Consider the following 22,294-nt stretch of genomic DNA (forward strand, 5'->3'; position numbering starts at 1 on the left):
GTCCCGCGGGAGCCTGCGGGGGTGGACGCCGACCGAGCCACGCCACCGGGCGCCGCACGTGCCGGCTCGCACGGGCCGGCCCGCGGCTACCGTGTCGTGCTCCGCGGAGAGCTCGGCGACGCGTTCGCGCCGCTGTTCGACGGCATGCGTCTGCGCCGGCGAGCCGGCCTCACCGAGCTGGTCGGACCCTCGCTCGACCAGGCGCAGCTCGCCCGGGTCCTGGAACTGACGCAGGAGCTCGGCCTGGACCTGATCGAGGTCGCCGCCCTGGAACCATCCGCCGCGCACGACCCCCCACCGCACGACGGCGCGGACCCACCACGACCAGAGCAAGGCCCCCCGGGTGCCGGAGGTCCGCCCCCGGGCTAGCCTCGACGCAGAACGGGACACACCCGTCCCGCACCCTGCGCAGAGCGGCGTCCCATGGCCTCCTCAGCCACCAGGCGGCAGACGACCACGGATCGAGTCCCTCCCACGGCGGGCGAAAGGCACCCCGTGGCCGAAGGTCGACGTCTGCGTCCCACGGACACCCACGAGCACGCTGCCGCCACCGAACCGCCGGTGCTGGTCGCAACCAGGCTGCACCCGCCACGCGTACGCACCGGGTGGGTCGACCGCCCCGCACTGCACCAGCGGCTCGACGCCGGCCTCGACCGTGGCCTCACGCTCGTGGCAGCCCCGGCCGGGTTCGGCAAGACCACCCTCCTGGCCTCCTGGTACGCGCACCGCGCCGAGCAACGGCCGTTGGCCTGGCTGACGCTCGACCCCGCCGACAACGACCCCCTCGTGCTGTGGTCCTACCTGATCGAGGCGCTCGGACGGGTGTGCACCCGCATCGGGCGAACCGTCCCGGCACGCGTCGACGACCACCACGGCGTGGACCAGTCGCACCTGGGACGCCTGGTCAACGCCCTCGCCGACCAGCCCGGGCTCGGCCTGGTGCTCGACGACTTCCACCTGCTCACCGCCGGCCCCGCCCGCGACACCCTCACCTGGCTCGTCGAGCACGCACCACCCACGTTCCAGCTCGTCGTGGCAGCCCGGCGCGACCCCGACCTGCCCCTGGCCAGGCTGCGCGCCCACGACGAGCTGATCGAGCTGCGCGCCGACGACCTGCGGTTCACCGGCGACGAGGCAGAGGCACTGCTCAACCGGCACGAACACCTCGACCTGACCACCGCCGACATCGACCTGCTCGTCGAGCGCACGCAAGGGTGGCCCGCCGGACTGTGGCTCGCGGCCCTCTCCCTGCGACGCGTGCACGACCGGCACGGCTTCGTCGACCGCTTCGGCGCCTCCCACCGGCACGTGCTCGACTTCCTGGAGACCGAGGCCCTGCACGCCCACGACCCCGCCGACCAAGAGCTCATGATCCGCTGCAGCATCCTCGAGGAGCTCTCCGGGCCGCTGTGCGACGCCGTCCTGGGCACCACCGGATCCGACGAGCGCCTGCGCGAGCTCGCGCACCACAACCTCTTCCTGCTGCCGCACGAGGACGAGGGCGGCACCTACCGGTTCCACCCGCTGTTCGCCCAGCTGCTGCGCATGCACCTGCACCGCCGCGGACCCGAGGTCGCCCGAGCCCTGCACCGGCGGGCCTACGCCTGGCACCGCGCGAACGGGCCGACCCGCAGCGCCGTCGAGCACGCCATCGAGGCCGGGCTGTTCCCGCAAGCCGCCACGCTCGTGCTCGGATGCTGGGCCGAACAGGCCAACCTCGGCCGCTGCACCACGGTCCTGGGCTGGCTGGAGCGCTTCCCGCACGACCTGCTCGCCACCGACGTGCGACTCCTGCTCGTGCAGGCCTGGGCCTCCTCCCTCGCCGGACACCGCCCGCAGGCCCAGACCGCCCTGCAGGAGATCGACGCCCTGGGCGTCGACGGTCCCGGACCTCTGCCCGACGGCTTCGACTCCGCCGCCGCCAGCCTGGAGACCCTGCGCGCCGTCTTCGCCTGGGGCGACGTCCCGTCGATGGACACCCACGCCCGCCGGGCCGTGACACTGGTGCCGCCCGGATCACCGTGGCGCACCATGGCGTGCTGGGCCCGCGGCACCGCGCTCTACTACCGCGGAGCCCTCCAGGAGGCCGACACCTGGCTGGCCGAGGCCGTCGAGCACGGCGCCCAGGACGGCCAGTGGCTCGCGCTCACGGGAGCGTTGGGCTACCGCTCGCTGGTGGCCGGACTGACCGGGCGTCCCCGCGAGCAGGCCGATCTCGCGCGACGGGCCAGCGACGTCGCGCACACGCACGGGCTCGAACCGGTGGCAGCCACGGCCCTGCTCGCCACCGGTATCGCGCTCGCCGACGCCGCACGTCCGGCCGAGGCGCTCGCGGTGCTCGAACGTGCCGTGGCCGTGGCACGGTTCTGGGCGCAGCCGCTGCCTCTGGCGTGCGCCCTGCAGCAGCAGGCCGGCGTCCTGCGCGTGCTCGGCCGGGCCGCGCAGGCGCAGCAGGTGCTGGTGCAGGCCCGCACGGTCCTCGCGGACTGCCCCGACCCGGGAGTCCTCACGGCGTCGGGGTCCGCCTCGCTCCACCGAGCCCGTGCCCGGGTGCCGGTCGTGGCGGTGGCGGGCACGTCGTCGGGAGGGGCAGGGGAGGGACGCGCGCGCGCCACCGGTGCGAGCGGCGTGCCTGCGCCGCTCACACCGGGCGAGATGCGCGTGCTCGGTCATCTGGCCGGGCGTTCCTGCGAGGCGCAGATCGCCCGTGAGCTGTTCGTCACGCACGCCACGGTGCACAGCCACACCAAGGCGATCTACCGCAAGCTCGGGGTGAGCTCGCGTGCCCAGGCCGTCGCCACGGCGATCGGCCTGGGCCTGCTCCCCTGAGGCCCCGCTCCGGGCCCGGGTCGGGGGAGGGAACCTCACACGTCCTTCGTGGCCGCGTCCTTGACGGTCTTCGCGCTGGCCGGGTCGACGTGCTCCTTGGTGACCGTGGTCGCGTGCGGCAGTGCCTTCTCGACCTCGTCCGCCCACTGGATCTCGAACAGCGCCACGATGCCCGAGCTGTTCAGCGGCAGGACGTCCTCGACCTGCGCGGTGATCTCCGCCTTCGTGTGGTGCGAGAGCAACCCACCGACACCGAGGCCCGCACCGGCGCCCACCAGGGCCCCGGCCAGGATGCTCGGCGGGAAGATCAGCCCCACGACCGCGCCACCGACCGCACCCCAGGCCGAACCCTTGGCTGCCTGGTGCAGGTCGTCCTCGACGTGGATCTTGCCGTCGGTGCGACGGCTGACGAGGAGCAGCCCGTCGACCGTGATCAGGTCCTGCGACGCCAGCTCCTTGATCGCGTCCCAGTCCGTGCGGGCGGTGTCCGGGTCGGCGTAGGCGGCGACGTACAGGGCGACGATGGCGTCGTCGGTGGTGCTCATGGCGGTGACCTCCTGGTTGTCGGTTCCACCGCATCCTCACCGGCGTCGACCGCGCGATCATCACCTGCGCCCACAGTTCCCCTAGGGGAGCCGTGCCGGCGCGGCCTGCGCACGTGGCGGCTGCCTCAGCGCCCGGCGGGCGCCTCCTGCTCCGGGCCGAACCCGATCGCGAAGCCGCGCGCGTGCGCACGCCCCGCCGCGGGGTCCGCCTCGATCAGGTACGCCGAGCCGAACTCACGTTCCATCGACTGGTACTTGTCGATGGGGGCGGCGATCAGCAGCTGGAACCCGAACGACTTCAGCGCCCGGATGGCGCGTCGGGTCACGTCCGGGTCGGACTTCACGAAACCCTCGTCGACCATGACCGAACCGAACAGCGGCACCTCCTCGATGCCGCCGAGCTGGTAGCGCAGCGCGGCGCCGAGCGTGGCGGCGATGAGCTCCTGACCTTCCCCGCCGGAGGTCGCCCCGACGCCCTCGTAGACGCGGGCGCCGTCCTCACCGCGGCGGTGCTCCTCGGCGGAGATGCGCACGTGCCGCTTGACGTCCAGCACGTCGCGCTGCCACTCACGGTCCGCGGCGTCGGTCGAGTCGAGCCGGTCCACGAGCGCGGCGATGCGCCGGAACCGCCGTTCGAGCTCGTCGTCGTCCAGGTCGGTGCCGGCCGTGTGCTCGAGGATCGCGTCGATCTCGGCCTTGAACGCCCGCGAGGCGGGCGGCTCGACGTCACCGGTGACGATCTGCAGGTAGCCGTCGTGCCCGAACGGCACCGTGCGCAGCACCTCGTTGACGGGGCCGATGCGGTCGTCGATGACCAGGCGCTCGTCGCGCAGGGTCTGGATCAGGGACGTCAGCCCCATGGTGTTGATCGAGTGCATCAGCTGACGCCACTGTGCGAGCGCGGCGGGCAGGTCGTCGGCCTGCAGCCCGGCCAGCAGCTCCAGGTAGGCCGGGGCGGCGTCCACGTCGCGGGTCAGCGTGCCGGCCTCGTCGGGCCAGCTGCGCAGGAAGTCGGCCAGCAGGCCGCTGATCGCCGCACGGGCGGTGCCCCCGGCGCTGTCGGCGCTGGCGACCTGCGCCTCGATGGCTTGCTGCATCGCGGTGCGCAGGCGTGAGACCGACTCCAGGCCCGGGTCGGGGTCGCACCGGTGCGCCAGGGCGGTGAGCGTGGTGAGGCGGTCGCCGTCGGGGGTGGGCACCCGGTCGAGGCGTGCGCCCAGACGGTCCTCCTCGCTGACCCGCTGACCCCAGGCCTTCTCGGCCCGCGCGGCGGCCTCCCGGGCGGTACGGGCCTGGTGGTTGGCCTCGTCGCGCGCCTCGACGAGCGAGGCCAGCTCGTGCTCCAGGCTGTCGAGACCGTCGCCGGACGCGGCCGCCTCGCGGCGCGCCAGGGCAGCGGCGATCTGCGCGTCCACGGCCGTGGTGTCCACGTCGTCCCACGCGGCCGCCAGGATGCCGGCCCAGGCCTCACGGCGGGTGCGGGCGTGCTCCCGGGCCGCGTCGGCGTCGTCGCGGGCACGTTCCAGGTCGACCAGCTCGGCCTCGCGCGCCGAGAGCGCCTCGTGCAGCTCGCGCACCGTGTCGGCGTTGTCGAACCCGATGATCTTGTCGCGGCGGGCGTCGACGCGGTCGTCCTTCTCGTGCAGTCCGGCGCGGTGCTTGACCTGACCGTGCACGGTGACGGCCTCGCGCAGCACGGCCATCTCGGCGGCGTCCTGCACGCAGCGGTGGGAGAACCGGCGCACGAGCTGCTCGCGCAGCCACGGGGCGAACGGGCTGTCGGCGACGACGATCTTGGCCGCCATGGTGCCTGGCGCCGGCGCGGTGGCGTCCACGGGCTCGTCGGTGCGGACCGGGGTGTAGCGCACGCGGGCGCGCAGGTCGTGCTCGTCGACGAACCGGGCGACGGCCGGGTAGTGCTGCTGGTCGACGAGCAGACCCGAGCCGAACCCGCCGAGCAGCCGTTCGGCGGCCGTGCGCCACTGCTCCTCGTCGGCGGCGACGTCGAGCAGCTCACCGACGAACGGCAGGTCGGCCTCGTCGAGCCCGACACCGGCCGCGACGGCCTGCCGCACGGCCAGGGCTGCGGCGGGGATGTTCGAGCGGCGTCCCTCGTAGGAGCGCAGCTCGGCCCGCAGGGCGGCGATCGACCGTTTGGCCTCCTCCGCGGCGGCGATCCGGGTGTGCAGGTCGGCGCGCGCGTCCTGGTCCTGGCCGGTGGGGGCCTGGGCGTGGGTGCGTGCCTGCTCCTGCACGGCGGCCAGAGCGGCCGCGTCGACCGGCATGGGCACCTGGGCGCTCGCGCACCAGCGTTCCAGCCGGGTGCGCTGCTCGGCGAGGCGGCCGCGTTCGCCCTGCGCGGCGCGCAGCTCGGCGTCGATGGCAGCCAGCAGGTCCCCGCCGGTGCTGCGGCGCTGCTCCTCGAGCGTGCGGATGCGGGCGGCGAGCTCCTCGTACCGGCCGCGGGCCTCCTCGAGCACGGCGAGCTGGCGTCGGTGCTCGGCCTGCTCGACGCGCGCACGCTGCGCCAGCAGGTCCTTGTGCACGCCCAGCACGTACGCCTCCAGCGGGCTGGTGCCGTCCTCCTCGCGCAGCAGGTCGCGCAGCTCACGTGCCTGCTCCCCGGCGGCCTGGTACGTCTGCCACAGGTCCGGCAGGCTGCTCAGCAGCGCGATCTGGTCGCGGGCGCGGACCATCTCCTCGTAGCCGTTGCGCAGGCTGAGGAACTGCTCGACCGCCGCGTCGCGGCGCGCGCTGACCTTGGAGTCGTCCAGCACGAACCGCTTGAACGTCTCGTCGATGTTGTGCACGCCCTTGCTCGACTGCGCCTTGTGCAGCAGCCGGATGGCCTTGCCGGTGTCGCCGTCCTGCCCGCGGATGCCCACCAGGGCCGACAGCCGCGCGATGTACCGGCCGTACTCGTTGCCGAACGTGGCCACGTGCGGGACCGCGCGGCGCACGGCGTCCTGGCGCATCGCCTGCGCGGCGGCCGGTTCGAGGTCGCGCACGTCCAGGTCGCCCTCGGCCAGCATCAGCGCGTGCGTGATGTCGGAGTCGGAGGTGGCCGCGCGCGTCAGGTGCATGGCCCGGCACGCGGTGACGGTCTTGGCGGCCTTGTTGCGCCAGGTCAGCGCGACTGCGCTCCACGTGGTGCCCTCGCGCAGGTAGATCGCGCGGCTGCCGCGGGTGGCGTCGCGGCGGGAGCCGGACTTGCCGCGCGCGTAGGAGTAGAAGGTGCGTTCCTTGGAGCCGACGGCCTCGTCGTGCGCGGCCGCGTTGAACGTGACCGAGCGGTCCATCAGCACGCAGATCATGGCGTCCAGCAGCGTCGACTTGCCGGCACCCGACGGGCCGGTGACCAGGGTGCCCTCGCGGTGCACGTCGATCACGTGGTGCCCGTGGAACGGGCCCCAGTTGACCAGCTGGATGCGTTCGAGCCGGAACTGGGCGATCGCCGGGTCGAATCCCTCCATGAGCTCGCTCACGCCTGCTCGTCCTGCCCCTCGTCCTGCGTGTCGCCCTGCGTGTCGGGATCGTCGTCGTGCGGGTCCTCGTCGCCGGCGCTCCCGGCGCCGGAGGCGAGCTCCTCGAACGCCGCGGTCATCGCATCGACCTTCTCGGCGGTCATCAGCGCGTGGATGACCCCGGAGATGCGGTACCGGCCGTCGCTGACGGGCACGAGGATGCCCTTCTCGCGCACGGTCGTGATCGCCGCCTCGCACCGTTTGCGGAACGAGGCGGGGTTCTGGTCGTCGACGTCCTTCCACACCTCGAGGTGGTCGAGCAGCTCCAGGTGCTCCACGACCACGTCGTGCCCCTCGACGGCACCCCGGTCGTACTCCTGGCGCAGGTGCAGCAGCAGCACGGCGGCCGCCAGCGTCAGGGGCTTCTCCTTGCGCAGCAGCACCGGCACCTCGTCGTCGAGCTCGAGCTGCACGGTGAACGCGACCTGCCGGCGCCGGTCGATGACCAGGTCCAGGTAGATGTCGTGCAGACGTGAGCGCAGCACCTGCTCGTGGCGCAGCACCCGCGTCCACAACGAGGGGTTGCGCACGCCGTCGACGAACCGGGTGGCCAGCACGCGCACGAGCGTGCCGCGCACCTCGGCGGGCAGCAGCCCCTCGTCGCCGTCGAACAGCGGCTCGGTGAGCAGCTCGGTGGCGGCCTCGTCCCGTGCCGCACCGGCCCGGCGGGCGGGGTCGGCGACGGCCGGTGCGACGGGGCCGGTGGTCGCAGCAGCGGTGGTGCCGGGTGCGGCGGTGGGGTTCACGCGGTGACCTCCTGCGGGTCCGGTGTGGCGGGTCGGGCCGGGAAGACACCCCACGGCACCGCGCACACCACGCGCGAGCCGTCGGGGCGCACAGCCTCGAGCCGTTCGGTGGTGTCGTCCAGGAACGTGGCGCCGCCGGCGACGGCCACGTGCAGCAGCCCCAGCACGTTCTTCGGGCGGCGGTGCTCGGGGGAGACCCGCGCCCACACGTCGCCCAGGTTCGGTCGCCCCACGTCGTGCTGCGCGGTGGCCACGTCCAGGGCGCGGCGCAGCTCGTCCAGGGCAGGGCCACCCAGCTCGCGCATCTGCTCGGGTGTCAGCACGGCCACCTCGCCCCAGTCGTCCGCCACCAGCTCGGCGGGCCGCTCCCGCAGCCGGGGGTCGGCCAGCTGCAGCTGGGTGATCGACTGGATGTCGGGCAGCTGGGCGCCCAGCTGCACGTCGACGGCCACGGGGCGCCCGCGCCGCCCGAACAGCGCGTGCGCGGCCGCCTGCGCGCGGGCCACCCGGGAGCGGACCTCACGGTCGCCGTCGGACTGGTTCTGCACGAACCGCTCCAGCGACTGGCTCAACCGCCGGTACGTCTCCTGCACGTCCTCGGCGCTGTCGACCAGCATGCGCGGCAGGGCCCGCAGGGCGCGGCGCTGCTCCGCGGTGAGCTCCTCGGCGAACTCCTGACGCAGCAGCTCCTCGATGTCCTTGCGCAGCGCCGCCTGCTCGCGGTGGTTGCCCCACAGGCGCATGAGCCCGCGGAACGCCCGGCCCTCGTCGGAGGCCTCCAGCAGGTCGTGCTCGGCGAAGAACGTCTGCAACGCCTCACCGCGCCCGGTGTCGGCCTCCTGCGCCTCCCCGACGAACCGACGGTGCATCGCGTACACGGAGTCGGCGACACGCTTGAAGTCGGCCGGCAGGTGCCGGGCCAGGTCCATCACCCCCGCCAGCTGCTCGTGCAACCGGGCCGGCGGAGTGACCGGCACGTGCCCGTCCAGCAGTGCCGCACGCTGAGCCTCCAACGCGGCGATCTGCCGGTCGAGGCGCTCCACCCGGCTGCGCGGGTCCGGGTCGGCCTCGTCGGCCAACCGCGCCACCGCGTCCAGGATCTGCTTCAGGCGCGACTCCGAGACGGTCGAGCGTCGGTCCACGAGCCGGTCGGAGAACGCCATCACGTCCAACGTCGCCGCCGTCAGCGAGTACTTCTCCACCTGGTCGACCAGCGCCCGGTTGATCCACTGCCGTGCCACCCACGTGTGGCAGTAGTCACGGGCGCCGAGCGTGCCGTCCAACGACTCGTCACCCACGGCCCGCAACCGCCCCAGCTCGACGTCGACGACCTCGTGGAACTGGGCGACCTCCACCGGCCCGTCGGCCAGGTGCTCGGCGAACACCGCCATCACCCACGAGAACGAGTGCGCCCGCAGCAGAGTCATCTCCGGCCGGGCCTTCGCCTGCTCGAACCGCGCCAGCCGCCCGGCCGCGCGGGAAGAGGGTGGCGTCAACGTGCAGGTCCGCTCTGTGGGGAGGTCCGTCTGGGGCGCTGCCCGGCCCGGACCGCCGGTGCGGGACGACCAGGACGCGCGCCCGCAGACTGTACCGGGCCACTCAGCCCTCGACGATCACCGTCACCTGGTGCCACCCCGTCGCGCCGTCCGGGACGACATCGGCCGGCTCACCCGTCTGCGTCCCCGCCACCGGGTCGCTCGCACGCACCTGCAGCACGTGCGTGCCCGGCACCGCATCCCACCGCCACGACCACTGCCGCCAGGTGTCCACCGAGATCTCCTCCGCGAGCACCGCCGGCGACCACGGACCCTCGTCCACCCGCACCTGCACCCCCGTGATGCCCGTGTGCTGCGCCCACGCCGTCCCACCCACGTCCACCGGCCCCGCCGCGACCCGCGCACCCGCACGGGGCACCTCGATCCGCGAGGACGTCTTCACCGGTCCCCGCTCCGACCACCCACGCCGCGTCCAGTACGCCTGCTGGTCCGCGAACCGCGACACCTCCAGCTCCACCAGCCACTTCGTCGCCGAGACGTACCCGTACAGCCCCGGCACCACCATCCGCACCGGGAACCCGTGCTCGGTCGGCAACGGCTCCCCGTTCATCCCCACCGCCAGCAGGGCGTCGCGCCCGTCCAGCAGCACCGGCAACGGCGTCGACGCCGTGAACCCGTCGGCGCTACGGGAGAGCACCATGTCCGCACCCGCCACCGGTCGGGCCCGAGCCAGCACCTCCCGCACCGGAAGCCCCAACCACCGGGCATTGCCCACCAGGTCACCACCGACAGGGTTCGACACGCACGCCAACGTCACGTACGCCTCGACCAGATCACCACCCAGCAGCTCCTCGAACGGCACCACCACCTCCTGCTCGACCAGGCCGTGCACCCGCAACGACCACGTCGCCGGATCCACCTGCGGCACCGTGAACGCCGTGTCGATCCGGTAGAAGTCACCGTTCGCCGTCACCACGTCCACCACACCCTGCACCGGCGCCTGCGCACCGGCGGGCACCGCCGCAGCCGGCCGCACCGCCCGCGGCAGACGCAGGGCGGCCCGGGCCGCCGCCACCCCCGCCCGCGCACCCCCGGCCACCGCACCCACCGCGGCGCCGACCACCGCCACGACCGACCACCCCGCCACCAGACCCAGGAACCGGCGCCGGTCCGGATCCACCACCACCGGCGTCGCCCCCGTCAGCGCCGCCCGCCGCACCGCCCGCGCCGACCGCGCCACCGCCTCCACCTGCGCGGCCTGCAGGGCACGCGTCAGCGTGACCAACGCCACCGCACCCACCACCGCGCCCACCACGCTCGCCACCCCCGCCGCAGGCGCCGCACCCGGCCGCGACCACGCCACCGCCGCACCCACCGCACCCAGCAGCAGCACAGCCCCGATCCCCGCCGCCACGTTCCGGGCAGCCAGCACCCCGATGCCCGCAGCCAGCACGGCCAGCACCAGCACCATCCCGACCAGCAGCGCCGTCTTGTCGTGCACCCCGAACACCGCGATCGCCGCGTCCTTCAACCACCCCGGCGTCACGTCGATGAACGCATCACCCACCACACCCCACGGCGACGACCCCGGATCCACCAGACCCGCCAGCAGGTGAGACACACCCAGCGTCACCGCCGCCGCCACCCACCCCGCCAGACCCGCCAGCACCCACGCCCACCGCCCACGACGCCCACCACCGCCAGCGGAACCCGTGCCCGTACCCCCGAGTGAAGGCACGGCGGCACCGCCCGCGTCGGACCCAGGAGGAGGAGACATGTCCTGCATCTGCTGAGCCTGAACCCCGCACCGCCCCCACGCACCAGCAACGTCCGACCACCCACCGCACACCGCGCCGCTAAGGTCCAAGGATGACGACGGCGCCCACCGCCCCACCCGCCACCGAACGGAGCCACGCATGAGCGTGCGACTGGGCGTCCTGGGCGCCGCCGCGATCCTCGAGAACGCCGTCGTCGTCCCCGCCCGCAGCGTCCCCGACATCACCGTCACCGCCCTCGCCGCCCGCGACCACGACCGCGCCACAGCCCTCGCCACCCAGCACGGCATCCCCCGGGTCCTGCCCGACTACGACACCCTCCTCACCGACCCCGACATCGACGCCATCTACATCCCCACACCCGCTGCACTCCACGGCCGGTGGACCCGCCGCGCCCTCGCCGCCGGCAAGCACGTCCTGTGCGAGAAGCCCTTCACCGCCAACGCCGACGAAGCCGCGCAGATCGCCGCGCTCGCGGACACCTCCGGCATGGTCGTCATGGAGGCGATGCACGCCCAGCACCACCCGGCGTGGGCGCGTGTCCGCGAGCTGCTCACGCAGGGCGTCATCGGCACGCCCCGCAGCGCGCAGGCCACGTTCCTCGTCGACATCGCCGACCGGTCCGACATCCGCTGGCAGCGCGAGCTGGGCGGCGGGGCGCTCATGGACCTGGGCGTGTACCCGTTGCGGTTCCTGCAGACCCTCTTCGGCACGCCGGTGGTGCGCGAGGCCGTCGCCGTCGAGGAGAGCGGTGTCGACGCCTCCATGACCGTGGGCCTGGACCTGCCCGGCGGGGTCGACGGCACTGTGCACGCCAGCATGACGCACGGCTCGTTCGAGGCGCTCGCCAGGATCGTGGGCACCACAGGAACGATGACCGTGAACCTGCCTTACCACCCGCAGATGGGCGGCAGCATCGTCGTCGCACGCGCCGGCGACGGCGCGGGGGAGAGGACATCCGAGCGCACCGAGGAGCCGCTCGACGCCACCTCGACGTACGTGTCCATGCTGCGCGCCTTCGCCGACGCCGTGCTGCGCGGCGGACCCGTGCTCACCGACGCCCACGAGGCCGTCCGCTCGATGCGCGTTGTCGACGCCGCCTACCTCGCCGCGGGCATGACCCCGCGCGAACCGCTCGGCGACTGAACCGTCAGCAGCTCCCGCGGGGTCGCGGCCGTCAGTCTCCGAGCCCGGTGCCGACCTGCCGGGCGGCCGCGATCCACGCGTGGTCGGTCGGCACGAGCTTGACCTTCCCGGCGACCTCCGCCAGCGGCACGGCCGCCGTGCCCTCGCCGCGTGCCGCGACCATGTAGCCGAACTCCCCACGGGCCACCAGGTCGGCCGCGGCGGCGCCCAAGCGGGTGGCCAGCAGGCGGTCCGCGGCGCACGGCGTGCCACCGCGCTGCACGTAGCCGAGGATCGTCACGCGGGACTCCAGACCGGTGGCGGCCTCGAGCTCGCGGGCCAGCCGGAACGTGTGCTCGCGCTGCTGGTCCTCGACGTGCGCCAGGTGTGCCTTGGCGGCTCGCACCGCCTCGGGCGACTTCGCCGACTTCACCAGCAGCGTCGCCGCCTCGTAGTCGGCGGCGTCGTTGACGTCCCGTGCGCCCTCCGCGACGGCGACCACGCTGAACGTGCTGCCGCGCGCCGTGCGGGCCTTGATCGTGGCCGCGACGGACTCGACGGTGTACGGGATCTCCGGGATCAGGATGATGTCGGCCCCACCGGCGATCCCCGCGGCGAGCGTCAGCCAGCCGGCGCGGTGGCCCATGATCTCGGTGAGGATGATCCGGTGGTGGCTGTGCGCCGTGGAGTGCACGCGGTCGAGGGCGTCCGTGGCGATCTCGGTGGCCGTGGCGAAGCCGAACGTGGTGTCCGTCATCGCGATGTCGTTGTCGATCGTCTTGGGCAGGTGGATCACGTTCAGCCCGGCGTTGACCAGGCGCATCGCGTTCTTCGCGGTGCCTCCGCCGCCGAGCATGATGAGCGCGTCGAGGCCTTCGCGCTCGTAGTTCTCCACCACGGCCGGCACCATGTCGCGGGTCTCGCCGTCGACCTGGTAGCGGTGCACCTTGTCGCGGCTGGTGCCCAGGATCGTGCCGCCGACGGTGAGGATGCCGGACAGGGCCTTGCCGTCCAGCTGCTCGTACCGGTTCTCGACCAGGCCGGTCACGCCGTCGCGGAAGCCGATGAGCTCCATGCCGTAGTGGCCGATGGCCGTCTTGCCGAAGCCGCGGATGGCCGCGTTCAGGCCGGGGCTGTCGCCGCCGGCGGTGAGGATGCCGACCCGCGTGGGCTTGGTGATGTGCGCCATGACCTGCTCGTCTCCTGGTGGTGGACCGTCGGCTCAGTCTGGGGAGCGCGGGGGAGGGGCACAAGGGTGGTGCGCCGTGTGTCGGGGGAGTTCGCGGCGCGCGTGTGCCGCACGTGCCGGCGGGCGCCTACCTCCGACCCCGTCGCGTTCGCCGCCGCGGCGGCGAGCCGCCGGGTGCATCATGAGGCGCGTGATAACGGAAACAAGCGCCGTACACCAGCTCAACGACCCAGAAGACCGCCCGATACCGCAGGGCTGAAGGTCGAGGTGGGTCTGCAGGCCGACGCGGCCGGGCCCTCGGCCTAGAACGCGACGGCACGCCCTCGGCGCTCGAGGTGCAGGCCCGCCGCAGCACGCGGCCGTCTGACCGGTCCGGGCGCGGAGAGGGGGAGACGTCGTCTGTCGCACGGTCCGGCGGTACGCCGCCATCCTCGTCGTCCTGGCGCCCGCTCCGCCGAACCGGAAGCGACCGCCGGGGGCCAGGCGGCCGCGTCAGTCGATGGCCTCGACGCCCGCCTCGTCCAGGGCGCGCAGGTGCTCGCGCATCGCCGCCAGTCGTTCGGGTGCGTGACCGACCCAGCCGGTGATCTCACCGACCACGCGCACGGGCTCCCGCGTGCGGTACGACCGTGTCGGGTTGCCGGGGAACCGCTGATCGGTGAGGTTCGGGTCGTCCTCCAGGGAACCGGCGGGCTCGACCACGTAGATCCGGCCGCGCCCCTCGCCGACCGCCAGCTCCGCGCCCCACGTCGCCGCGTCGAGGGTGGCCGTCACGTACACGTACCCGGCTGCGCGGCCGGTCCCGAAGTTTGACGGGCGCCCCGGACGCAACAGGTCACCGACGTGCAGATCGGCCTTCGTCCCGTGCAGCAACGCGCCGGACTCGTGGACCTCGAACGGTGTCGGCTCCGTCATCGACGACCTCCTGGTGCAGCCGGGGTGGCGCGGGCGCCGACCAACCCGGCCAGTGTGCCGACCGGACGTCCGCGGCGCACGTGCTCGCGCGGCCCACCCGGATCGCCCCGACGAGCCCCCGGGCCAGCCCAGCGCAGCTCTCAGGGTGGCTCGCGCGACGCCGCGCCAGCACCATCAGCACGCCCGCCAGCAGCAGCACCGCCGCCACGGCCGTCGCCGGTGCCACGGACGTGCCGGTCGCCGCGAGCGAACCCGAGGCTCCGAGCACCCGGGTCAGGACGACCCGCGATGTCAGGCCCGCCGTGGTCACCGTGGCCAGCGCCGTGCGCCCGACTCCCGCCTCGATCCGGTACCGACCCGACGGGAGGCCCGCCAAGGTCAGGGCGCCGTCGACCAGCGACACCGGGACGGGGAGGTCGTCGGCCGTGTCGAACACGTCGTCGGGCCCCACCCAGCGCAGTGTCGCCGAACCGCTCAGCCGGGTCCCGTCGGGCGAGGTCACCACGAGGCGTGCCGTGGCGTCGCCGACCAGGCCCACCTGGGCCTGCGCCGACCCCGACTCGGGAAGCAGCACGAGGGCAGCGGCATCCGCGACCCCTTCCGAGTCCCACGTCACCGCGAGCGCGGAGGGCCGTCGGACGACGACGGAGTAGGTCCCTGCGGCCAGCCCACGGAAGGCGAACCCCCCGGAGGCGTCCGTCGTGACGGTGGCGACGAGGGTCGAGCTCGTGGCCCCGTGCAGGCCGGTGCTCATGCCGCTCGCCCGTGCGCCTCGGCCTCCGGCGAGGTCGACGCGGAACAGGTCGACACTCACAAGGCCGAGCCCGACCTCGGTGGCGCCCTGCTGGCGACCGTTGCGGTCGAGGTCGAGCCAGACGGTGCCGGTGACCTCCTGCGTCCCCGTCGGGCTGGCCGGAGTGGGTCGCGCGGTCGCGGTCGCGGAGGCGGTGGAGGTCGGGGTCGGCGTTGCGCTCGGAGTGGTCGTGGGAGTCGGCTGAGCGGTCGGTTCGATCGTCGGTTCCGCGGTCGGCTCGGGCGTCGGGGGCGTGGTGGGTGCGACAGACGGCTCGACCGTGGGCTCGGGCGTCGGGGTGGGCTCGACGGTGGGCGTGGGCGTGGGCGTGGGCGTGGGCGTGTGCTCGGGTGTCGGCGTCGGGCCGGCGCCGGTGGCGACCTGGTCCTCGGTGACGAGAGTGCTGTCCTGGCCGGTGTAGACCAGTGTCGCGAGCTGGGTGACGTCGGGGTCGCCGGTGGCGCCCTGCGCCTGCAGGTCGCCGATGATCTCGTCGCGGGGCACCCCGGCCTCGCGCTGCAGGTTGTAGAACTGCGCGGCGGTCATGTCGGCGGTCGGGCCGGTGCACTGGTCCGGCAGGGTGCCGGTGCTGTTGAGACCCCGGTAGTTGCCGAACGGCGGGATCACGTCGCCCCAATCCTTGGCGTGCGTGCCGTAGTACCCGGTCGTGGTGACGAAGAGGCCGCCGCTGTGGCCGTCGTGCCCGCTGCTGTTGCCGCTGCCGACCCCGTTGTTGCCCGTCACGGCGCTCTGCGCGACGGTGATCCGGCGGTAGGGGTTGGTGACGGCGCGCGTGCGGTGGCAGAGGGTGACCGGGTCGCTCGAGCTGTTGCCGGCAGCCACCGCGGGCAGTCCGGTGGCCACCAGTCCGAGCGTGAGCAGTCCCAGAGCCGCGATCAGCGTGGCGCGTCGTGCGCGCATGGGGTCCCCCCGAGGATCGGCGCGGCACCGGTGTGCCCCGTCGGCGACCGATCGACCGGTGAGCGAGCGGGTGCGAGCATTCGAGAGGGTGATGACACGGTGTCACCTTGTCGGGCAGGTGGTGGCACCTACCGGGAGGAACAGGGCCAGCCAGGGTCGAGTCGCCACTCCGCGCGGGCGCCGCCCGCCCGTCAGCCCAGGCGCCGCACGGCTCTGGCCACGGCCGACGATGACGAGCCCTCGGCGAGCGACCGGAGCTCGGCGGAGACCTGGACGCGGTGACCGGTGCGTTCGCTGAGACCCGCCGCCAGCTCGATGAACGGTCCCGCGTCCTTGCGCCCGTCGAGGGCCGAGGCCAGCAGCACCTCAAGGGCGGCCATCACCGGCAGGACCGCCGCGTCGTCGGCTCGGGCGACGTGGGTGAGGCCGTGGCTGACTCGCTGCGCGACGACGAGGCCGTCGCGCAGGTGGAGGGCGGCCTGCTCGCCGAGTCGTCCGCCGTCGAGCAGGCCGTGCCGGGCGAGGTCCAGCAGCGCGTCCTGAGCGGCGGTCCGCGCACGCGCGTCCTTGGCGGCGAGCCCGAGCACGAGGGCTGACGACTCGGGGGCGCCGTTGGGCGCGCGGGCGTTGGCCAGCGCATCGAGAACGGGGACCGTGACGGCGCGGTCCTTGCGCAGGTCGCGATGGAGGTACGGGTGCGCGTGGGCGGCGAGCACGTCCGGGTCGTGCGGGAGGAGCAGGGCGCCCAGCGCCAGGGTCTGCTCGAAGCGCGCGCTGTACTCGCCGTACTCGACCTCCTCGGCGACGGTGCTCTGAGGCATCGGGCGAGACACGATTCCGTCGAGATCCCCGCACTGACGTCCGGACCCGTCGGCGAAGAGCGGGATGCGCCACAGCGGCCGCCACTCGTGCTGCTGCACCGTCACCACCTGCCGTGCCCACGCGGGAGCGGCTTGGTCGAGCACGTGCGCGACGACGCCGGACCGGCGCAAGGACCACGGGATGCGCACGTGCACTCGTTCGTCCCCGGGCACGCGCAGCAACGCCACGGCGAGCTCGAGCTCAGGCGGGCGATGGCGCCGGCTGGTGGCGGCCAACCGCCGGCTCAGTTCGTCCGCATCGAGTGACCCGTCCCGTCCCGGCAGCGCGACGGATGCGTGCGGGCCTCGGTGGACCGCCTGCGCGATGTGGCTGAGACGCCGTCCGACGGCTCCGACCAGGCTCTCGCGTGCTGCGGGCTGCGCCGGGAACACGGTGCTGCCCAGGACGATGGCCCACGGCCTGCCGGGGGTGAGTTCTCGCGGCGTGAGCCACGCGTCCGCGAGGACCACGGCCGCGAGTCGCGGGTCGTCGGCGGTGAGCCCGCTCTCCGCTCCGCGGGCGAGCAGCAGGGCGGCCGTCGCGGGCCGGTCGTCGGCGAACCTCAGGAGCCCGTCGATCGCGCGCTCCATCTGCACCGGGTCGATCTCCTCGACGAGTCCCAGCAGCACGTCGGCGAGCTCGTCGGGCGACTCGACCGGGTCGACCGGCTCAGCCACCGGGCGCGGTGCCGGCGGGGGCGGCGTGAAGCTCGTGGCCCTGGCGGGAAGTGGCCGGCTCGCGCCCCACCGAGCGAGGATCGTGGCCGCCAGGTCACGCACGTCGCTTCGGGGATGGTCGGTCGCGGTGCGCACGGTCTCGGTCAGCGCTGTGCCGGGATGGGAGGCGCCGAGCGTGTCCAGCAGACGCAGCTGCTCGAGGACGGTGCCCTTGTCCGCCCGTGCGAGGGTGGCGCGGCTCGCGTCGACGAGCGGGGCCGGGTCGAGCCGTGCGTCACCCAGGAGTCGCGCCACCTCGCGCTGCGCGATCTTCACGAACGGTCCGTGCGCCACCGTGAGCAGCCGGACGTAGGTGCCCTGGCGGTCCGCGACCTCGTCGACTCCGGGCGCGAGGGCGTCGTGCATCCCGACGTACCAGCCCAGGTCGATGGCCGCCCAGTCCCGCAACGGCGCCGCGAGGACCGTGTCGATCAGGCGTGCGCGATCCAGCCGACCCTGCTCGGCGAGCTCGCGCAGTGCCGTGCGCCAGGTGCCCGCATCGCTCGGCTGGTGGTATCTGCGATGCGGGTCAGCGCGCTCCTGGAACCTGTCGTGGTACGCCAGGAGCCGTCCGGCACCTTCGGTGGAGAGCAGTGCGATGAGCGGCTCGCCGATGAGCTCAGGGTCGTGCTCAAGAGTCTCGACGATCGGTCGTGCGCCGCTCGGGAACCACTCGGGGATGCCCCGCACCATCCCGAGGTAGTACCCGGGGGCGGAGGGGGTCTCGACGAGACCTGCTCGCACCACGGCGCGGGCCGCGCGCCAGGTCCAGGAGGACCCGTCGTCGAGCGCCGCCTCGACGAACAGCGGGAGCCATGCCGGCGATCGCGCCTCGAGGACCGCCGCGGCGTCCTCGGCGAACTCCGTGGACAGCTGCCAGCCGTACGTGCCGAAGCCCATCGCCTGACGGTGACCCTTCGCGGTGGCGATCAGGGCCACGGCCTCCCGGTCGCGGGAGACCGTGGCCCCGCTCCCGTCGTTCAGCGAGCGCCGCAACGTCGGACCGAGCCTCGTGCGCTCCGTCTCCGTCAGGCTCGACAGGGCGTGCACCACGTCGGACCGGCTGCCTGACTGCAGGATCGTCAGCAGCGACCCGACGTCCGTCACGGGGACCTGCGGACCAGGTCGGCGGCCAGCACGTGCTTGCACGGGCCTCTGCTGGCCTTGTGCTTGCCGAACCACGGGCACGTGCAGCGTTGGCCGTCGGAGGTGCTGCGGACGATGTGCTCGGTGTCGCCGCTGCGCACGTGGGCGACGTCGCCGTCGAGGCGCACCGCACCGGCCTCGACCAGGGCGGTCGCGTCGCGCAGACGAGGGTGCATGGCAGCCAGGCGCGCGGCGTCGTACGGCAGCTCGCGGTGGAAGTAGGCGGCCTCGGCGGCGTCGAAACCCACGCGGCCGGCCGCGCCGAGCCTGCCGAGGGCCCGCACGACGCGTGCCTCGTCGAGGCCGGCCTCGGCCGCGAGACGTGCGACGTCGATGCGCGGTTCGAAGGCCAGAAGCGTGCTGACGAGGTCGGCGTCGTCGGCCGAGTCGTTGTCCGCGAGGTCCCACAGCACGCGACCCTCGCCGGAGAACCCGCGGCTCGACTCGGGGCTGAGCGCCAGCACGAACCGTGCGTCGTCGAGCTCGAGCTCCCAGACACCCGTGGAACCCTGGTCGTCGTGGGGTGCGGCGTACGCGCGCAGGGACCGGGCGAAGCGCAGGAGTGGTTCCAGTGGCTTGAGCCGGTCGAGCCCGGAGAGCGACACGCCATCGGGCGACGGTCTCGTCGTGAGCCGAAGCCCCCGCCCCGCAGGCACGACCCAGACGGGTTTGCGGCTCGCCGAGCGCGGGAGGCCTCGGACGAACCGTCGGGCCTCCGCAGCGGAGACCTCGAGGACCGGTCTGACCGTCGCCGACGCGAGCTGCACCTCCGCGAATCCCTTGAGCCACCGCTCGGGCAGGGGCACCTTCTTCTCGGTGACCTGCGCGTCGAGGGTGCTCACGACCACGTCCTGCCCGACCTGCAGATGGAGCGGGTCGAGGCCACCGACCCGGGCCAAGGCGTCGCGCAGCGGCGGGTTGACGTCCACGTTGGTCGTGCCCGAGGCGATGAGCGTCCCGGCCAGGCTCCCCGGCAGGGCGTCGTAGCGGGCGTAGACGCCGCAGCAGGCCGAGAAGCTCTCGAACCGCAGACGGTCGACGTTGCTGGTGACGACCGGGTCCGCGGCGCGCAGGATCGCAGCCAGCATCCCCGGCGGCGTGTAGAACCGGGTTCGTGCGACCTTGGCGACCGTGAGCAGCGCGGCCGCCGCCTGGTCGGGGTGGCCGAGGAACCCGTCGAAGAAGACGGGGTGCGGGGCGGGGCCGCGCGTCGTCCGCCCACCGCTGGTCGCCAGCGTCAGGTCGGCGCGACCGTCGGCGAAGATCAGCTCGGACGGGCGCGCGTAGCTGTACGTCTGCTCATCTGCTGTCGCGACCACGAGCGCAACCTACCGAAGCAGCTGTCGTGCCGTGCTCGCCGCGGCGGACGAGCCCGTGAGCAGACCCAGCCATTGGCGGAGCCGAGGATCGGCGACTGGTCGTGCGCACCGCAGCGACTCGTCCCGCAGCACACCGAGCAACCCGTGGAGGCCGCGGTGGTTCGCCGGCAGCTGGGGGAGGAGAGCGGTGAGCAGGTCCACGGCGGCCGCCGAACCTCCGGGCCCTTGGCTCACGGCGGTGAGCGACTCGGCCCACCGGACCGCAGGCCACGCGTCGGCGTAGCGCGCGAGCGTGTCGGCGATGTCGCCGGCCGCCAGCCGACCTGTCGGGACGAGGTCGAGGAACGCGTCCACCGCGTGGAGGCGGTGCTCGCGCTGCGCCGCGGAGAGTCCGGCAGCCACCACGTGCACGGCCAGCAGGCCCAGGCGACCGGGGTGCCGTGCAAGCGCGTCGAGCACCCGGGGGACATCGGGCGCGACCTCCGTCGACCCTGTTGCCGAGAGCATCCCCGCGGCGGTCAACGCCAGGAAGTGCTCCGCGTCGTGCGGCCACACACTCGCCAGCGTCGGGATCCAGTCCCCGAGTCCGTAGCCGGCGGCGGATCCGACGGGCTGCTCGACCGGGTGGTCGTCAGGGACGTCGCCGGTGCCGGGAGTCGTGACGGTGAACTCGACGTAGGTGAAACCGCGCTCACGGCCCCCTTCCTGCCACCGGTGAGTCCGCATCTCCCCGTCCACCTGCGGAGTCTCCGCCGGTGCGTACGCCCCACGTGAGCGCCGTGCCGCGACCCACCAGGACTCGGGTCCTGACGGTGAGCGGCCGACGCGTCGCCTCGTCGGCTCGACACCGCGGAACGCATGGACCACGGCGGGGGGCAGCCCATCGATCCCGTGCAGCTCACGACCGTCGGGGTGCAGGCGGAGCAGCGCGGCGATCATGTCGTGGTGGCGCGGCCGCGGGGTGCGAGCAAGACGCTCGACGAGGGCGGCCGGGCTCACCCAGCCACCCGGCAGGTCCGGCGTCGCCAGGAGGGGTGACGTCTGCGCCCGGAGCTCCTGCAGCCGTCGTGCGACGAACCGGGCGGCAGTCGTCTCGACGGTCGTCGGGCGCACGGGCTCGTCGAGGAGCGTCAGGACCAGCCGCGCGACCTGCCCCGGGAGCCAGTCGTCGCCGTCGTTCGTCGCCGAGCCCCGGGCGAGGACCGCCCGCGCCCGCGTGCTCAGCGGCCTGAGGCGGAGCTCGGTCCCAGGTTCCGCGAGCGCGGCCAGGACGGCCTCAAGTTCCAAGGCGTCGGAGGAGTCCTCGAGCAGTGCAGCCGTGCGCTCGGCCAGCTCCCGGGCGGTCACGGGGGCGGGCACCTCCGCCAGCACCTGGTCGGCCGGCGCGTGAGGGGGCCGGGCGGGGGAACGACCGACGATGCCGAGGTCCTGGCGGACGCTCGGTGCGAGCTCATCGCCGGCAGACTCGATGCTCGCCCGGTGGCCGAGCTCGCCAAGGAGCTCGCCTGCGGCGCGCTGGACGTCCGGGTGGCGATGGCCGAGGCCCGCGGTGGCGACCCGCACCACCGCCGGGACGTCGCCCCCGGCGGTGCGCGCCAGGCGGAGCGCCTCGAGTGCGGTGCCCTTGGCCTTGACGGTCGTGGCCGGCGGCAAGGCCGCCAGCGTGTCCCGGGCGTCGAGCAGGCCGGCGCGCTGCACCCTGCCGAGCTGTCTCAGGGCGAACGCGACGGTCGCGGGGACGTCGGCCGAGAGCAGGCGGCGCAGCCCTGACTGCAGCTGAGCCGACTCCTCGCCGCTCGGTTCGAGCGCGAGGAACGTCGCCGCGTACCAGCTCGCCCGGTACGCGGCGAAGTCCCGACCGAGGGCGCCGACGCACGCGGCCAGGACGCGCGCCCGGTCGAGTGTTCCGTCGGACGTGAGCTCGAGGAACGCCTCGCGCCACTGCGAGCCGCCGAATCGATCGATGTTGGTGAGACTGACCTCGCCTCCGCCCTCGACCTCGAACACGCGCCACAGCACCGTCTCGAGGAGTTCCGGGTCCGAGCGGAGCCTGGCGGCCTTGTCCGCACCCAGCGAGCTGACCATCGCCAGCACGTAGACGTCGTCGTGTTCAGGTGTCACCAGGCCCACGCGTTCGAGCAGCCGGGTGCGCGCGAACGTGTCGCGAGACCAGGAGGTCCTCGCCGCCGTCCGGAGCTCGCGGCGGGCCAGCCCGTCGAGCCAGGCGGGTGCGGGTGCGTCATCGGCCTCCCGCCCGTCGATGACGTCGTGGAGCGCCTCGTCGATGGCGTTGATGTACGCCTGGTCTCGCTGCCACGCCGCCTCGTAGGTCGTCGCGGTGACGTCCCGCGCCCTCCGGCTGATCAGGCCGGCGAGCTGACCTGCGCTCACCAG

The 22,294-nt window shown here is 73.8% G+C and carries 14 protein-coding genes; 3 read left to right on the forward strand and 11 right to left on the reverse strand.

Features of this window, described 5'->3' with window-relative positions:
• The first annotated feature begins 21 nt into the window (after window positions 1–21).
• On the forward strand, window positions 22–369 hold the full coding sequence (locus tag ACTHAM_RS07045; RefSeq protein ID WP_440685777.1) for a hypothetical protein: 348 nt from the start codon (window positions 22–24) through the stop codon (window positions 367–369).
• Between the two features lie 126 nt (window positions 370–495).
• Entirely contained in the window at window positions 496–2,829 is a 2,334-nt protein-coding gene (locus ACTHAM_RS07050; protein ID WP_440685779.1) for a LuxR C-terminal-related transcriptional regulator, read from the forward strand.
• Between the two features lie 35 nt (window positions 2,830–2,864).
• Here ACTHAM_RS07050 and ACTHAM_RS07055 read toward each other — a convergent pair whose 3' ends face one another.
• The 5 genes from ACTHAM_RS07055 to ACTHAM_RS07075 form a co-directional block, all read right to left on the reverse strand.
• Window positions 2,865–3,374, reverse strand: coding sequence for a DUF1269 domain-containing protein (locus ACTHAM_RS07055; protein ID WP_440685781.1), 510 nt, complete (start codon window positions 3,372–3,374; stop codon window positions 2,865–2,867).
• A 125-nt stretch (window positions 3,375–3,499) separates the two neighbouring features.
• Window positions 3,500–6,859 carry an ATP-binding protein gene (locus ACTHAM_RS07060; RefSeq protein WP_440685782.1) on the reverse strand — a complete coding sequence of 1,120 codons (3,360 nt, stop codon included), beginning with the start codon at window positions 6,857–6,859 and terminating at the stop codon, window positions 3,500–3,502.
• Window positions 6,856–7,644 (reverse strand): DUF4194 domain-containing protein, encoded by a 789-nt coding sequence (locus ACTHAM_RS07065; RefSeq protein ID WP_440685784.1) that lies wholly within the window; start codon window positions 7,642–7,644, stop codon window positions 6,856–6,858. Before ACTHAM_RS07065 ends, ACTHAM_RS07060 begins: the two co-directional genes overlap by 4 nt.
• Window positions 7,641–9,140: a DUF3375 family protein gene (locus tag ACTHAM_RS07070; RefSeq protein WP_440685786.1), complete on the reverse strand. Its 1,500-nt coding sequence runs from the start codon at window positions 9,138–9,140 to the stop codon at window positions 7,641–7,643. The genes ACTHAM_RS07065 and ACTHAM_RS07070 overlap by 4 nt, the downstream gene beginning before the upstream one ends.
• A gap of 103 nt (window positions 9,141–9,243) precedes the next feature.
• Complete coding sequence (locus ACTHAM_RS07075) at window positions 9,244–10,878, reverse strand: molybdopterin-dependent oxidoreductase (protein WP_440685788.1); 1,635 nt, start codon at window positions 10,876–10,878, stop codon at window positions 9,244–9,246.
• A gap of 178 nt (window positions 10,879–11,056) precedes the next feature.
• Between ACTHAM_RS07075 and ACTHAM_RS07080 the strand changes: the two genes are divergently transcribed.
• A complete protein-coding gene (locus ACTHAM_RS07080) occupies window positions 11,057–12,061 on the forward strand; it encodes a Gfo/Idh/MocA family protein (RefSeq protein WP_440685790.1) in 1,005 nt (334 codons plus the stop codon).
• Between the two features lie 31 nt (window positions 12,062–12,092).
• Here ACTHAM_RS07080 and ACTHAM_RS07085 read toward each other — a convergent pair whose 3' ends face one another.
• From ACTHAM_RS07085 to ACTHAM_RS07110, 6 genes are all read right to left on the reverse strand, one after another.
• The gene (locus tag ACTHAM_RS07085) at window positions 12,093–13,229 is read right to left on the reverse strand and encodes a 6-phosphofructokinase (protein WP_440685792.1); all 1,137 of its coding nucleotides are present in this window, start codon (window positions 13,227–13,229) and stop codon (window positions 12,093–12,095) included.
• Between the two features lie 492 nt (window positions 13,230–13,721).
• On the reverse strand, window positions 13,722–14,144 hold the full coding sequence (gene arr, locus ACTHAM_RS07090; protein ID WP_440685794.1) for an NAD(+)--rifampin ADP-ribosyltransferase: 423 nt from the start codon (window positions 14,142–14,144) through the stop codon (window positions 13,722–13,724).
• Entirely contained in the window at window positions 14,065–15,858 is a 1,794-nt protein-coding gene (locus tag ACTHAM_RS07095) for an SdrD B-like domain-containing protein (protein WP_440685796.1), read from the reverse strand. The genes arr and ACTHAM_RS07095 overlap by 80 nt, the downstream gene beginning before the upstream one ends.
• 191 nt (window positions 15,859–16,049) lie before the next feature.
• Window positions 16,050–18,542 carry a DUF6493 family protein gene (locus ACTHAM_RS07100; RefSeq protein ID WP_440685798.1) on the reverse strand — a complete coding sequence of 831 codons (2,493 nt, stop codon included), beginning with the start codon at window positions 18,540–18,542 and terminating at the stop codon, window positions 16,050–16,052.
• Complete coding sequence (locus ACTHAM_RS07105; RefSeq protein WP_440685800.1) at window positions 18,539–19,900, reverse strand: SWIM zinc finger family protein; 1,362 nt, start codon at window positions 19,898–19,900, stop codon at window positions 18,539–18,541. The genes ACTHAM_RS07100 and ACTHAM_RS07105 overlap by 4 nt, the downstream gene beginning before the upstream one ends.
• A 9-nt stretch (window positions 19,901–19,909) precedes the next feature.
• The gene (locus ACTHAM_RS07110; protein WP_440685802.1) at window positions 19,910–22,291 is read right to left on the reverse strand and encodes a DUF6493 family protein; all 2,382 of its coding nucleotides are present in this window, start codon (window positions 22,289–22,291) and stop codon (window positions 19,910–19,912) included.
• Between the last annotated feature and the right edge of the window lie 3 nt (window positions 22,292–22,294).

Source organism: Cellulomonas soli (genome assembly GCF_052036975.1).
Classification (GTDB): Bacteria; Actinomycetota; Actinomycetes; order Actinomycetales; family Cellulomonadaceae; genus Cellulomonas; species Cellulomonas soli_A.